Source organism: Salinimicrobium sediminilitoris (assembly GCF_020866905.1).
GTDB lineage: Bacteria > Bacteroidota > Bacteroidia > Flavobacteriales > Flavobacteriaceae > Salinimicrobium > Salinimicrobium sediminilitoris.
Genome location: NZ_JAIVCC010000005.1, coordinates 324,716 through 337,398 on the forward strand (window position 1 = coordinate 324,716; position 12,683 = coordinate 337,398).

A 12,683-nucleotide genomic window follows, 5' to 3' on the forward strand; every position below is an offset into this window, starting at 1 on the left:
CATGTTAGAACTGGAAAAGACACCATTAAAAGATTGTTTTTTACTGAAGCCTTCAGTATTTCGGGATCACCGCGGCACCTTTCTGGAAAGCTTCAGCCAAAGGAGATTTGAAGAGGTCACAGGCCTGCAAATGGATTTTGTGCAGGACAACCAGTCATCCTCCATAAAAGGTGTTTTGAGAGGGCTTCATTTTCAGAAAGGAAAATATGCCCAATCAAAACTGGTAAGAACGGTGGTGGGAAGCGTTTTAGATGTTGTGGTAGATCTTCGTCCCAACTCTCCTACGTTCAGGAAATCATTTAAGGTCGTTTTAAGCGACGAAAACCATCATCAGCTCTTTGTACCTGCCGGTTTTGCTCACGGCTTTCTTACGCTTTCAGAAATATCTGTTTTTGCATATAAATGTGACCAGTACTTCCATAAAGAAGCCGATGCCGGAGTTTATTTTAATGATCCGGTATTTAATATTGACTGGGAATACCCACAGGATGAATTTATTCTTTCTGAAAAAGATAAAAATCTTCCCACCTTTGAAGAGTTAGACTTATGAAAATTTTAATCACCGGGGCAGGAGGACAGTTGGGAAAATGCTTTAAACAGGCTTCTCTTAAATATCCCGGTCATGAATTTACTTTCACAACTTCAGATGACCTGGACCTTTCCCAGTTTGCTGTTGTGGGTGCCTTTATGCGTAGAGAAAAATTTGATATCTGCATTAACTGTGCTGCTTACACTAACGTGGAAAAGGCAGAAAAGGAGCAGGAAATGGCCTATCTCATCAATGCCGAAAGCGTAAGGAACCTGGCAAGGGATTGTGACGAAACCGGCTGTACGCTTATTCACATTTCTACAGATTACGTATTCAACGGAAAGAAGGATTCTCCTTACACCGAAGAAGATGCTACAGACCCGTTGAATGTATATGGGGCGTCAAAGTTGCTTGGCGAAGAATATATACAGGAAGCCACCAAAAAACATCTCATTTTTAGAACCTCATGGTTGTATTCTAATATTGGTAAAAATTTTTTTACAACCATAAAAGCCAAAGCTGAAGCGGGAGAAACCCTCAACATCACCACTTCCCAAAAAGGAACGCCTACCAACGCCCATGATCTGGCTGCTTTCGTTCTTGAAATCATAGCAGAGAATAAACTGGAGTATGGTTTATACCACTACAGCAACCTGGGGGAAGGCACCTGGTATGATTTTGCCAAAGAGATCCTCACCTTGATGAACTCAGGTACAGAGCTTAATGAAAACAACGACTATCAAACCCTGGCGGTAAGACCGGAATATAGTGTGTTGAGCAAACAGAAAGTGCAGGATGTTTTTGAATTACCCATTCCACATTGGAAGGAGAGTTTAAAAGAGCTTTATCAAAAGTTGTAGTCCCTTTCAATAAACCATTTAAAGTTCCTTATATCCTCCTCAACCATATCCTCAAAAACAGGATTGAGAAGACGGGCAGCACTTTCACCGGGGATTCCTCCGGGAGCGTGATAAGAGATCACTACATGTAATTCGGTTCCTTCACCGGCATCCCGAAACTCCACTTTTCCGGCATTTTCAATGGATGAACCGGGCAAAGACTGCCAGCCCAGCAATTCATTAGGCCGTTCCTTTACGATCTCGCTTTTCCAACGCAGCGTGCCTACATGTCCCGGCAAATTCGCCTCCCAGACAGATATGCTGTCATTCAAACTTTCTACGCTTTCCAAATGTTCCATGAATAGGGGGAGGTTCTCCAGATTTCGCCAGAAGGAATAAACTTCCTCCCGCGGTTTATCAACTATCATCGTAAGCTGAATATTTACGTTGCGACTGCGGTTATCGGGTTTAGTTTTACCTATGGCATTATACAGAAGGCAATTGCCCGACACACCCCGGTAAAGAAGATATCCTGCAAGAACTGCTTCAAGGCTGCTTTTCTTTTCCTTTCCCAGTGCATCATAAAGAAAATATGCTCCTGCGAGTATAGAGGCGCCTCTTTCGGCGGGACTTACATTGGTATAAAAGTGTTGTAAAAGATTCCTCATAAGTATTTCGTTTTCTGTTATTAAGCCTAAATTAATCATATTGCGACCAAAGCTTAGTTGCAGTTTGCTTAAATAGGGTTAAAATATTCTTAAATACAATTTTAACCCCTGCACCCATTAAATTTGGTAGTGACTGTGAATGTTAATTTTGTTACTTTCGGAAGTAAAACCAACCAATGAAGAAACGTATACTCATCACCGGGGCGGCCGGTTTTCTCGGGTCCCACCTATGTGATAAATTCATCAAGGAAGGATTCCACGTGATTGGAATGGACAACCTTATCACGGGCGACAAAAGAAATATTGAACATCTTTTCAAACTTGAGAATTTTGAATTCTATCATCATGATGTCACCACTTTTGTGCATGTGCCGGGAAAACTTGATTACATCCTGCATTTTGCATCTCCTGCCAGTCCCATTGATTACCTGAAGATCCCTATTCAAACCTTAAAAGTAGGCTCGCTAGGAACTCACAATCTTTTGGGTCTTGCAATGGAAAAGAAGGCGAGGATCCTTATTGCTTCAACTTCCGAGATCTATGGTGATCCACAGGTACACCCTCAAACCGAAGATTACTTTGGAAATGTCAACACCATTGGTCCCCGGGGAGTTTATGATGAAGCTAAGCGTTTTCAGGAATCAATTACTATGGCTTATCACCGATTCCATGGTTTAGAAACCCGTATCGTAAGGATCTTCAATACCTACGGGCCGCGAATGAGATTGAACGATGGTCGTGTTATACCTGCCTTTATTGGTCAGGCTTTGAGGGGAGAGGATCTTACTGTTTTTGGTGACGGTTCTCAAACAAGATCTTTTTGCTATGTTGACGATGAAGTGGAGGGAATATATAGGTTGCTCTTAAGTGATTATTCCTATCCTGTTAATATTGGGAATCCGAATGAGATAACCATTAAGGATTTTGCCGAAGAGATCATTAAATTGACAGGGACAGATCAAAAGATCATCTACAAACCTTTACCCGAAGATGATCCTATGCAGCGGCAGCCGGATATTACCCGTGCAAAGGAATTACTGGGCTGGGAACCTAAAGTAACCCGAAGTGAGGGTATGAAAAAGACCTATGAATACTTTAAAAATTTGGGGGAAGAAGAGCTTTACCGCAGCGAACATAAAGATTTTTCAAAGCACAACAGGAAATAATATTCATTCAAGACGGCGTGCAGGTTTGAGCCTTTATAATTTTGGTGTTTCCAAAGGATTTTTTATAATACCTGAATGAAGCAAAAACCTATGGTATCTGTCATTATGCCGGCATATAATGCTGCCGCTTTTATAGCTGAAAGTATACGGTCTGTTCAGCAGCAATCTCATTTAGAATGGGAGCTGCTTGTGATTGATGATGCTTCAAAAGACGGTACTTCTGAAGTGGTGGAAGCCTTAAAGGAAAAGGACGACCGAATCAAACTTCATATCCTGCCTACCAACCAGGGAGCGGGATTTGCCAGGAATATCGGAATTAAAGCCGCTACGGGGGATTTTATCTCATTTCTTGATGCCGATGACCTCTGGAAACCTTCCAAGCTGGAAAAACAGCTAAAAGTAATGCAGGAGGAGAACATGCAGGTATGCTTCAGCAGTTATGAGCTTATGAACGAAGACGGGCAAAGCCTGAAAAAGCAGATAAAAGCCCTTAAAACACTTTCTTTTGATAAGCTTAAAAAAGCCAATTACATTGGCAATCTAACCGGAATTTATAGTGCGCGGGCACTGGGAAAGATCTATTGCCCACTTATCAGGAAGAGGCAGGATTGGGGGCTTTGGCTTCTTGCCGTTAAAAAAGCCGGTGGTGCAAGAGGAATACAGGAGCCGTTGGCGATCTACAGGGAACGCAAGGGATCTATTTCTCAAAACAAAGTAGAAATGTTGCAGTATAACTACAGGGTTTACAGAAAGGTGCTGAAATATTCCTCTATAAAAAGCCTTTTTTGGATGGTATTATTCCTGTGGGAGCAACTTTTTGTGAAACAGAAGCAGAAAGTCGCCTTATAAAAGTGATTCAAATTGTTTAAGCTTTCCTCTTTTGCTGCGGTTAAGCATAGTTTTATGTTCAAAACTTAAATTAAGACCTGTTTCAAGATAAACCGCCATGGCTTCTTCGATCTTCTTCTTTTGCTCCTGCCTTAGCTCTTCTTCAGAAACATAAATGACGGTAAATGACCCTGGTTCCGTTTGTTGAACAATGAACTCCTTTATCTGCCCGTCGTTTTCTATAATACTTTTAGTTACATAATAGAATGTAAGGCCGGGAACTACTTTTCCGCTGGGCAGCACGGCCACATCATTTGTTCTTCCTAAAAGTTTTTTCAAAATGGGCTTTTTGAAGCTACTGTTTTCCGCAAGAGATCCGGTGTCGCCGATATCGTAGCGAATAAAAGGATGGGCTTTATTATAAAGAGAAGTGATCACTATTCTTCCTTCTTCTCCTGCAGGAACTGCATTTCCCTCTTTATCCAGTACTTCCACAAACATGGTTTCGCTGTTGAGGATCCAATCGTTTCCGAAATTTTGAAATGCCAGCAGTCCAAGCTCGCTTGCACCGTATTCATTGACCACAGGAACTCCAAATGTCTCTTCTAAAAGCACTTTGTCTTCTTCAAAGAACATCTCACTGGTTACGATACAAAGCCGCAGTTTGGGAGAAATATCTTTAAGAATCCGGTTCTTTTTTTTCAGAAACTTGGCAAACAGGACGATGGAACTGGTGTAGCCGTTGATATAATCAAATCTTTTCTTTCCAAATTCCTGTAGGAATTCTTCCATTTTTTCCTCGCTGAGGTCAAAGATGGGAAACCTGTATCTAAAGCCAACGCGATCTTTTATACGTTCTTTATAATATCCAAATCTATCAAGAGGAATCCCATAAAAGCGGGCCTGGATAGATTTATCGAGGTCAATTCCATACCACCGGTATCGATCATTGAACTCGGCCCAGGATAAGGCATGGCAAAACCGGTCTTTGGCGAATATAAAAGGATGTCCGCTGGAACCCGAAGTTTTACCTATATAACAGTTTTTGGAGTTGTAATCTTTGCTAAAACGATCTTCCAGTGGCCGTTGCAGATCCTTCTTTTGCATTACCGGCACCTCCTCCCAGCTGCTAAATTCACGACTTTTAAAGAAATCCCTGTAGAAGGAATTGTTCTCTAAATGGTATTCAACGATCTCCTGTCGTTTCCTTTCCACATAAGCCATGTATTCCCCTTCGGGAATATTCTTGATCATTTCAAGAGCGTTTTTCGCCTTTTTAATGGGGAAACGATTAAGTTGTAATGAGAGGCTAAACCAGTTCAAGAGTTAAATTAAAATTGTTTTTTACGCCAATTAGTTGGTGCTTCAATTTACAAACAATTATTTTTGAGGCAAGAAAGAAAACACACACCTTATGAATATTCTTATCCTTGGCTCTGGCGGCCGCGAGCACACATTCGCACACATGCTATCAAAAAGTTCTCACTGCGACAATCTTTTTGTGGCTCCCGGGAATGCCGGTACAGCAAAAATAGCAACAAATGTCTCCATAAGCGTTACCGATTTTGAAGCTGTAAAGGAGCTGGTGATAAAAGAAAATGTAGAGATGATGGTGGTTGGTCCCGAGGATCCACTCGTAAACGGGATTGTAGATCTCTTTAATCAGGATGAGCAGTTAAAGCAGGTGGCGGTGATTGGTCCTTCGAAACGCGGCGCCCTGCTGGAAGGAAGTAAAGAAAGAGCCAAGGAGTTTATGGCTCTGTACAATATTCCTACTGCGGCATATGAAAGCTTTACTAAAGAAAGCCTGGCTGCCGGTAAGGAATTTCTAACCACCCTTAAACCTCCGTACGTTCTAAAAGCCGATGGCCTTGCTGCCGGAAAAGGTGTTTTGATCTTAAACTCCCTGGAAGAAGCACAAAAGGAGCTGGAAAACATGTTGAGCAACAATAAATTCGGAAGCGCCGGAAATACTGTCGTGATAGAAGAATTTCTCGACGGAATTGAGTTGAGTGTTTTTGTACTTACCGATGGTGAAAATTACAAGATCCTCCCCACAGCAAAAGACTATAAAAGGATAGGAGAAGGAGATACAGGTTTGAATACAGGCGGAATGGGTGCAATTTCACCCGTACCATTTGCCGATGAGGATTTCATGGAAAAGGTGGAAGAAAGAATCGTTAAACCAACCATTAAAGGCCTTAAAACCGAGGATATCGATTACAAAGGCTTTGTCTTTATTGGACTTATCAAGGTGGGAGAGGAGCCATACGTGATCGAATACAACGTGAGGATGGGAGATCCTGAAACCGAAGTAGTGTTGCCACGAATAGAATCTGATCTTGTTGAGGTGTTTCAAAAGGTTGCTGCAGGAAACCTAAGTGAGGTAAAACTAAAGGTGAAAAAAGAGGCTGCTGCTACTTTGATGCTGGTTTCGGGCGGTTATCCTGAAGCCTATGAAAAAGGAAAGGAAATTACAGGACTTAATGAGGTCGAGGATTCAATAGTGTTCCATGCTGGAACTGCTGAAAAAGACGGAAAAGTGTTGAGCAGTGGAGGTCGTGTGCTTGCAATTACCTCCTTTGGAAAAGATTTCCCTGAGGCAATAAAAAAATCTTATCAAAATGCCGAAAAACTTCATTTTGATAAGATGTATTTTAGGAAGGATATAGGTTTTGATCTCTAATCCAGGAAGGAATGTGCGCTGGTTTCACGCTTTTCCTCGTTGCGGTCATTGAATTTCTTTAACTGTAACATCCAGTAAATAAAAGCTGCTGCTGCAATGAGCATAAAGATCCAGTTTAAAGCATTGGCCAACCACCAGCTGTCCAATTCCAAATCGGCAAGGCTGTTAAATGGTGCAAACAGGTAATCCTCAAAAATGGTCTGTATCCCTTCGAAAAAATCCTTCATAGTAGTTATATTTAACTTCACAAAAATATAAAAAACCCTAATGCTAACAAGCTTTTTTAGCAATTCCCGGCCCATTAACTTTATTATAGTGGCCGTTTATATCCTCATTTTTTACCTTTTTGCCAATCTTAGCATCCTGTTTACGTCACCTTTATGGGTGATTATTCAGGAGCTGGGAATGCTGTTAGTGCTGGTGTTAAGCGTTTTTATGCTCAATTTTATTTCGGGAAGAAATGAGTTAACGGGGCGTAATGCCTACAAGAGCATCTTGTTCGCCGGTTTTCTTTGCATGTTCCCGGCAGCCCTGCAAAACAATGATGTTATCCTGGCCAATTTGTTCCTGTTGCTTTCACTGCGGCGCATACTTTCCCTAAGGTCTCAACGGGAGACAGTAAAAAAGATCTTCGACGCTACCTTCTGGGTTGGCGTAGCTTCACTCTTTTATTTTTGGAGTATACTTTTTCTGTTTGTAGTTTTCTTTGGAGTGCTGGTATATGTGGGACATAGATTTAAGAACTGGCTTGTACCTTTCATAGCGCTACTTGCCCTGCTATCAATTGTTACCAGTGCCTCTCTCCTTATTACCGATAGCTTTTACACTCTCACAGACTGGATGCAGGAGGGTTACTTTGATTTTAAAAATTACCAGAACCCCGATCTTCTCATTCCCGCCGCATTTTTATTCGCTCTTACAGTATGGGCTTCTTTCTTCTATATGTTGATCATTCAAAAGGCCAGTGCCAATGCTAAATCTTCGTTGTTCCTTATTCTACTTTGTGCGGGAGTAGCCTTAACGGTTGCAGTTTTAGCACCCACCAAAAATGGCAGCGAATTAATGTTTTTCTTTGCCCCGCTGGCCATTGTGGTTACCAATTACTTTCAAAATATGGATGATAAGTGGTTCAAGGAAATCCTGCTCGTTACCATCGTGCTGCTTCCGGTACTGCTTCTGCTGCTGTTCTAAAGCTTCAGAAGTTTAAGAATCATCCCTTAAAAAAGCTAAAAATCGGTACCTTTGCCAAAGTTGTAAATCGATGGGTTTTCTTCAGAAGAACCTGTTAAAAATGAGTAATATGTTTTCAGATAAAGCCAATAAGATCTTTCAGGAAGTAATAGAAAAATATCACGAGATCAATACCGTGGGCCAGGAATTCCAAAATCCTTATAGTGAAAAGGAACAATTGCTGGAACACCTGTTGTTCCGTAAATGCTGGATCGATACTATACAGTGGCATTATGAGGACATTATTCGTGATCCTAATATTGATCCCGGTGCAGCTCTTAAGCTAAAAAGGCAGATTGATGCTTCCAACCAGGATCGTACAGATATGGTGGAGTATATCGACAGTTATTTCCTTGACAAATACAAGGATGTGGAGCCAAAAGAGAATGCTACCATCAATTCCGAAAGTCCTGCCTGGGCTATCGACAGACTGTCTATTTTGGCCCTTAAGATTTACCACATGAATGAAGAGGCAAACCGTGTGGATGCCGGGCAGGAGCACATGATCAAGTGTCAGGCGAAGCTCGATGTGCTTTTGGAGCAACGTGTTGATCTTTCCACCGCGATTAACCAGCTACTCGAGGATATCGCAAATGGTGATAAATATATGAAGGTGTACAGGCAAATGAAGATGTACAATGATGATGAGCTGAATCCTGTATTAAGAGGGGCTAAAAAATAACATTTTTGAATGGAGAGACCGCGCCACATTCTAGTCATACGCCTCTCGGCCATGGGAGATGTGGCGATGATGGTCCCTGTTTTAAAAGCTTTTACTGAAAAGTATCCCGGGGTTAAACTCACTTTGCTCACCCGCAGATTTTTCGCGCCGCTTTTTAAAGATCTTCCTAATGTCCAGGTTTTCGAAGCTGAAGTTAAAGGCAAACACAAAGGCATCTTCGGACTCAAAAAACTTTCTTCTGAACTTCTCGATCTAAAAATCGACGCCGTAGCCGATCTTCACAATGTGCTACGCTCAAATATTCTGAAGGTTTTCTTTAAGCTGAAGGGCCTGCCGGTTCGGCAGATAAACAAAGGGCGCAAGGAGAAGAAAGCACTCACCAAAAAGAATAACAAGATCTTTAAGCAACTGAAGTCCACTCATCAGCGCTATGCCGGCGTTTTTGAAAAGTTAGGTTATCCGCTAAACCTGGATTTAGTTGAAGTACTTCCTAAACAGGATCTTACCTCCAGGGTAAAGGAGCTCGTGGGGGAACATTCCGGAAAGTGGCTTGGAATTGCCCCTTTTGCCCAACATGCTTCCAAAGCATATCCCGGGGATCTTATGAAAGAGGTGTTACAGGAGCTTCAAAAAGGGCAGAATTTTAAGATATTTTTATTTGGCGGTGGAGCAGTGGAAACCGGGAAACTGGCAGCCTGGGAAAAGGAATTTACCAATACAGTTTCTGTAGCCGGAAAATTATCTTTTGAGGAAGAACTTGCCTTGATCTCGAACCTTGATCTTATGCTGTCTATGGACAGTGGTAACGGGCATCTTGCAGCCAATTTTGGAGTGCCGGTGATCACTCTTTGGGGCCTCACGCACCCCTACACCGGATTCGCACCTTTTCGCCAACCAGAATCAAATTTCCTGCTGCCCGATCTTCAGAAATATCCGGCTATTCCCACTTCTATTTATGGAAAAGACATTCCGCAGGGTTATGAAGATGTGATGAGGAGCATTCCACCGCAGAGGGTGGTTCAAAGAATAAAAAGAGTTCTGGAGCAGAATTGAGATGTTTAATCCAAGCACCAAATTCCAATAATATAAAATTAAAAGAGGCTTCAAAAATGACATTTTTAAAACCTCTTATTGCAAAGATTTAAGATCCCACGTCTCAAATCTCATATCTAATATCTCACTACTCATTACTAAACATCGTCATAATCCACCTTGAGACTATCTGAAGTTGGATGCGCCTGGCAGGTTAGGATAAGTCCTTCTTCGATCTCGCTGTCTACAAGAATAGAATTCTTCTCCATTTCGGCAGTTCCTTCGGTGATGCGTGCTACACAGCTACTGCAAATTCCGCCCTGGCAGGAGTAGGGAACATCGATGTCATTATCAAGAGCCATTTGTAAAACGGTCTTATTCTTTGGCATACTTAAGGTCACCACTTCATCATCAACTTTGATTGTCAGTCGGGTTTCTCCCTCAAGATTAGATTTTACTTCACCTTCTACTTCGGTATTAAAAAGTTCGAAAATAACCTGCTCTTTTTTGATGTTATTCTTCAGGAGAACTTCAGAAACTTTATTGATCATATCTTCCGGGCCACAAAGGTAAAAGCGGGTAAAAGTAGTATCCTTGAACCTGTTTTTCAGCACATAATTTACAGTGCTTTCATCAATCCTTCCGTAGTGACAGTTTTCCTCATTACAACGGCTGTAGACAAATTCAATAAATAACCTGTCGGGATGCTCTGCCTGTAATTTAAGGAGTTCCTTGAAAAATATAGTTTCATCTGGAGTGCGGTTTCCATAGACAAGAACGAAGCGGCTATGCTTTTCTTCCTTCAGCACGGTCTTGAGGATAGAAAGCACGGGAGTGATCCCGCTACCGGCCGCAAAGGCAGCATAGGTGTGGGGGTGACCATCCTGCACCGGTTCAAAGATAAATTTTCCTTCGGGAGGATGCACCTCGAGTACATCGCCCGCTTTTAATTTATTATTGGCTACAACCGAGAAAGTTCCGCCCTTGACCTCCTTGACAGTGACCTTAAAAGTTTCATCTGCCGGAGGGGTACAAAGGGAGTAGGCGCGGCGCACTTCCTTACCTTCTATAGTTGTTCTTAATGTAACGTATTGTCCTGCTTTAAAAGAGAATTCACTCTTTAATTCCTGAGGTATTTCAAATTCGAGACTTACTGCCTCTTCTGTTTCCCTGATTACATTTTTAATCTTTAGCGGAAAGAATTTGCTCATTTTTTGGGTGTTTACCCGCAAAAATACAAAGTAACAACGGCAATTTTTATAACAATTATTTAAAATAATACCTATGACTCAAAGGTATATTTTTTATATTTGAGAATATTTCAATGTAAATGTCTAATTCTAACCTGTTTAAAGGGAGTTTATCCACGATAGTCCTTAAACTATTGAAGGAGGAAGGGCGCATGTACGGCTATGAAATCACTCAGAAAGTTAAGGATGCCACGAAAGGAAAATTCAAAATAACCGAAGGTGCATTATATCCAACGCTCCACAAGCTGGAGGCCGACGGGATCCTGGAAGTAGAGGTGGAAAAGGTGGACAATCGACTAAGAAAATACTACAGACTTACCGAAAAAGGAACTACAGAAACTGCTAAGAAAATCTCTGAACTTGAAGAATATATAAAGACGCTTCAGGAAGTCATTTTCTTAAAACCTAAAATTGGCTAAGATGAAAAATTTGACTCCTGAACAGATTAAGTTTATCGATACCTATTTAAAAAATTCCGGGGTGGAATTTCTTGATGTTCGTGTAGAAATGATTGATCATGTAGCCAGTGCAATTGAAGAAAATCTTGAGGAGGACAGGGCCCGTAACTTCTATGAGGTCTTTAAAGCCTATATGATCAAAAATAAGAAGAGTCTTCTAAAAAGTGCCAACAGCGTAAAATGGTCTGTAGATCGTAAGGTACTTTTAAGTATAAGAAAGGAACTTTACTCAATTCCTGTACTGCTTATTGGTGGTGGAATTATGACCACTCTGGTTACTATAGACATTGCTCAACTTGAAAAAAATCTTTGGTTCCAGATAAGTTGTGCAGCAGGAATCTTTACTGCTTATTTAATACCGGTAGTTCTGTACATCAAACAAAAAATATCCTTTCTTAACAGGTTATCTATGTATTCGTATTTGATCAATTACCTGTTCTTTCTATTATTAAGTAATGTAGAAATACCTGCTGATTGGTTAGAGGTTATCTATGGTCTTTTAATGTGGGCAAATCTGGTAATTTTATTGACTGCTTTTAAAATGTCTGCTTATTACAAAAAACAGTTCGCCCGATTATGAAAAAAGTTTCTAATAATGAGGTAGAAAGATTGTACAGGTTTACCCGGGAGCATTTTGTGGTGTACTACGATGTTCAAACAGAACTGGTAGACCATCTTGCAAATGGGATCGAAAATCAGTGGCAGGATGATCCCGGAATTTCCTTTGAGCAGGCTCTGCAAAAGGAGTTCAAAAAGTTTGGAGTTTATGGATTTTCAGATGTTGTGGAGAAACGGGAGCGGGCAATGGAAAAGAGATATTTCAAGCTTATTTTGAAGGAGATCATAACAGTTCTCACACGTCCCAAAGTATCTGTTGGCCTGCTATTGATCTTTTTGCTATCCAATTTTTTTCTGAGCCTTAATAACGGGAAAGATGCATACCTGATCTTCCTTTTCATTGTTTTTTGTATCGTCCTAATTATTGCCGGGCGAAGAGCGGTCATTAGGAGAAAAGCCAAAGAGGGCAAGAAGGTTTTTCTATTTGAAACTATGATTGAAAATGCCGGAGGATATTTTTCCCTTGTCTGGATCCCGTTTCAGTTTTTAAATTTTATGGATGCCTCGGAAGGTGGCTTTATAAATTGGATGATGTCATTCCTCATCGCATTTTATGCGCTCACCAGTTATGTCTGCTTCTATCGCCTTCCAAAAAACAAAGAGGATATCCTGAAAAAAGTTTATCCCGAAATGAAATATTTCTAAGGGATTTGTAACAAAACCAATATTTTCCCACTAATACTGCTAAAGTCATTAC

General features: G+C 41.1%; 15 protein-coding genes. 11 read left to right on the forward strand and 4 right to left on the reverse strand.

The window, feature by feature from the left end:
* The first annotated feature begins 1 nt into the window (after nucleotide 1).
* Together rfbC and rfbD are read left to right on the forward strand one after the other, a co-directional pair.
* Entirely contained in the window at nucleotides 2–550 is a 549-nt protein-coding gene (rfbC, locus tag LA313_RS06550) for a dTDP-4-dehydrorhamnose 3,5-epimerase (protein ID WP_228913878.1), read from the forward strand.
* The gene (gene rfbD / locus LA313_RS06555) at nucleotides 547–1,389 is read left to right on the forward strand and encodes a dTDP-4-dehydrorhamnose reductase (RefSeq protein WP_228913879.1); all 843 of its coding nucleotides are present in this window, start codon (nucleotides 547–549) and stop codon (nucleotides 1,387–1,389) included. The genes rfbC and rfbD overlap by 4 nt, the downstream gene beginning before the upstream one ends.
* On the opposite strand, the gene LA313_RS06560 is transcribed toward rfbD, so the two are convergent.
* Nucleotides 1,377–2,036: an SRPBCC family protein gene (locus tag LA313_RS06560; RefSeq protein WP_228913880.1), complete on the reverse strand. Its 660-nt coding sequence runs from the start codon at nucleotides 2,034–2,036 to the stop codon at nucleotides 1,377–1,379. The two genes, rfbD and LA313_RS06560, sit on opposite strands and share 13 nt — an antisense overlap.
* 176 nt (nucleotides 2,037–2,212) lie before the next feature.
* Between LA313_RS06560 and LA313_RS06565 the strand changes: the two genes are divergently transcribed.
* Nucleotides 2,213–3,202, forward strand: a complete 990-nt coding sequence (locus tag LA313_RS06565) for a UDP-glucuronic acid decarboxylase family protein (protein ID WP_228913881.1) — start codon at nucleotides 2,213–2,215, stop codon at nucleotides 3,200–3,202.
* A gap of 75 nt (nucleotides 3,203–3,277) precedes the next feature.
* Nucleotides 3,278–4,051, forward strand: a complete 774-nt coding sequence (locus tag LA313_RS06570; RefSeq protein WP_228913882.1) for a glycosyltransferase family 2 protein — start codon at nucleotides 3,278–3,280, stop codon at nucleotides 4,049–4,051.
* Here the strand turns inward: LA313_RS06570 and LA313_RS06575 are convergent.
* Nucleotides 4,046–5,284 carry a phenylacetate--CoA ligase family protein gene (locus LA313_RS06575; protein ID WP_333473550.1) on the reverse strand — a complete coding sequence of 413 codons (1,239 nt, stop codon included), beginning with the start codon at nucleotides 5,282–5,284 and terminating at the stop codon, nucleotides 4,046–4,048. The genes LA313_RS06570 and LA313_RS06575 overlap by 6 nt on opposite strands.
* 160 nt (nucleotides 5,285–5,444) lie before the next feature.
* Between LA313_RS06575 and purD the strand changes: the two genes are divergently transcribed.
* Complete coding sequence (purD, locus tag LA313_RS06580; RefSeq protein ID WP_228913884.1) at nucleotides 5,445–6,716, forward strand: phosphoribosylamine--glycine ligase; 1,272 nt, start codon at nucleotides 5,445–5,447, stop codon at nucleotides 6,714–6,716.
* On the opposite strand, the gene LA313_RS06585 is transcribed toward purD, so the two are convergent.
* Nucleotides 6,713–6,943, reverse strand: coding sequence for a DUF6341 family protein (locus tag LA313_RS06585; protein WP_228913885.1), 231 nt, complete (start codon nucleotides 6,941–6,943; stop codon nucleotides 6,713–6,715). The two genes, purD and LA313_RS06585, sit on opposite strands and share 4 nt — an antisense overlap.
* Nucleotides 6,944–6,983: 40 nt before the next feature.
* On the opposite strand from LA313_RS06585, the gene LA313_RS06590 reads away from it, so the two are divergent.
* The 3 genes from LA313_RS06590 (at nucleotide 6,984) to LA313_RS06600 (ending at nucleotide 9,681) form a co-directional block, all read left to right on the forward strand.
* The gene (locus tag LA313_RS06590; protein WP_228913886.1) at nucleotides 6,984–7,907 is read left to right on the forward strand and encodes a DUF6427 family protein; all 924 of its coding nucleotides are present in this window, start codon (nucleotides 6,984–6,986) and stop codon (nucleotides 7,905–7,907) included.
* Between the two features lie 109 nt (nucleotides 7,908–8,016).
* On the forward strand, nucleotides 8,017–8,628 hold the full coding sequence (locus LA313_RS06595; RefSeq protein WP_228913887.1) for a DUF4254 domain-containing protein: 612 nt from the start codon (nucleotides 8,017–8,019) through the stop codon (nucleotides 8,626–8,628).
* A gap of 9 nt (nucleotides 8,629–8,637) precedes the next feature.
* Nucleotides 8,638–9,681, forward strand: coding sequence for a glycosyltransferase family 9 protein (locus LA313_RS06600; protein WP_228913888.1), 1,044 nt, complete (start codon nucleotides 8,638–8,640; stop codon nucleotides 9,679–9,681).
* 137 nt (nucleotides 9,682–9,818) lie between these two features.
* On the opposite strand, the gene LA313_RS06605 is transcribed toward LA313_RS06600, so the two are convergent.
* The gene (locus LA313_RS06605) at nucleotides 9,819–10,871 is read right to left on the reverse strand and encodes a 2Fe-2S iron-sulfur cluster-binding protein (RefSeq protein ID WP_228913889.1); all 1,053 of its coding nucleotides are present in this window, start codon (nucleotides 10,869–10,871) and stop codon (nucleotides 9,819–9,821) included.
* Between the two features lie 119 nt (nucleotides 10,872–10,990).
* Here LA313_RS06605 and LA313_RS06610 point away from each other — a divergent pair, with 119 nt between their 5' ends.
* The 3 genes from LA313_RS06610 to LA313_RS06620 are packed head-to-tail and all read left to right on the forward strand — an operon-like array spanning nucleotide 10,991 to nucleotide 12,631.
* Nucleotides 10,991–11,329 carry a PadR family transcriptional regulator gene (locus LA313_RS06610; RefSeq protein WP_228913890.1) on the forward strand — a complete coding sequence of 113 codons (339 nt, stop codon included), beginning with the start codon at nucleotides 10,991–10,993 and terminating at the stop codon, nucleotides 11,327–11,329.
* Between the two features lies 1 nt (nucleotide 11,330).
* Nucleotides 11,331–11,948: a hypothetical protein gene (locus LA313_RS06615; protein ID WP_228913891.1), complete on the forward strand. Its 618-nt coding sequence runs from the start codon at nucleotides 11,331–11,333 to the stop codon at nucleotides 11,946–11,948.
* Nucleotides 11,945–12,631: a hypothetical protein gene (locus tag LA313_RS06620; protein WP_228913892.1), complete on the forward strand. Its 687-nt coding sequence runs from the start codon at nucleotides 11,945–11,947 to the stop codon at nucleotides 12,629–12,631. The genes LA313_RS06615 and LA313_RS06620 overlap by 4 nt, the downstream gene beginning before the upstream one ends.
* Nucleotides 12,632–12,683: the final 52 nt, after the last annotated feature.

Excerpts from the sequence above, each read along its gene's own strand:
- LA313_RS06585 (WP_228913885.1), bottom strand. The coding sequence starts at position 6,943 with ATGAAGGATTTTTTCGAAGGGATACAGACCATTTTTGAGGATTACCTG.
- purD (WP_228913884.1), top strand. The coding sequence starts at position 5,445 with ATGAATATTCTTATCCTTGGCTCTGGCGGCCGCGAGCACACATTCGCA.
- LA313_RS06590 (WP_228913886.1), top strand. The coding sequence starts at position 6,984 with ATGCTAACAAGCTTTTTTAGCAATTCCCGGCCCATTAACTTTATTATA.
- rfbD (WP_228913879.1), top strand. The coding sequence starts at position 547 with ATGAAAATTTTAATCACCGGGGCAGGAGGACAGTTGGGAAAATGCTTT.
- rfbC (WP_228913878.1), top strand. The coding sequence starts at position 2 with ATGTTAGAACTGGAAAAGACACCATTAAAAGATTGTTTTTTACTGAAG.
- LA313_RS06615 (WP_228913891.1), top strand. The coding sequence starts at position 11,331 with ATGAAAAATTTGACTCCTGAACAGATTAAGTTTATCGATACCTATTTA.
- LA313_RS06575 (WP_333473550.1), bottom strand. The coding sequence starts at position 5,284 with ATGATCAAGAATATTCCCGAAGGGGAATACATGGCTTATGTGGAAAGG.
- LA313_RS06570 (WP_228913882.1), top strand. The coding sequence starts at position 3,278 with ATGAAGCAAAAACCTATGGTATCTGTCATTATGCCGGCATATAATGCT.
- LA313_RS06605 (WP_228913889.1), bottom strand. The coding sequence starts at position 10,871 with ATGAGCAAATTCTTTCCGCTAAAGATTAAAAATGTAATCAGGGAAACA.
- LA313_RS06600 (WP_228913888.1), top strand. The coding sequence starts at position 8,638 with ATGGAGAGACCGCGCCACATTCTAGTCATACGCCTCTCGGCCATGGGA.
- LA313_RS06620 (WP_228913892.1), top strand. The coding sequence starts at position 11,945 with ATGAAAAAAGTTTCTAATAATGAGGTAGAAAGATTGTACAGGTTTACC.
- LA313_RS06565 (WP_228913881.1), top strand. The coding sequence starts at position 2,213 with ATGAAGAAACGTATACTCATCACCGGGGCGGCCGGTTTTCTCGGGTCC.
- LA313_RS06610 (WP_228913890.1), top strand. The coding sequence starts at position 10,991 with ATGTCTAATTCTAACCTGTTTAAAGGGAGTTTATCCACGATAGTCCTT.
- LA313_RS06595 (WP_228913887.1), top strand. The coding sequence starts at position 8,017 with ATGTTTTCAGATAAAGCCAATAAGATCTTTCAGGAAGTAATAGAAAAA.
- LA313_RS06560 (WP_228913880.1), bottom strand. The coding sequence starts at position 2,036 with ATGAGGAATCTTTTACAACACTTTTATACCAATGTAAGTCCCGCCGAA.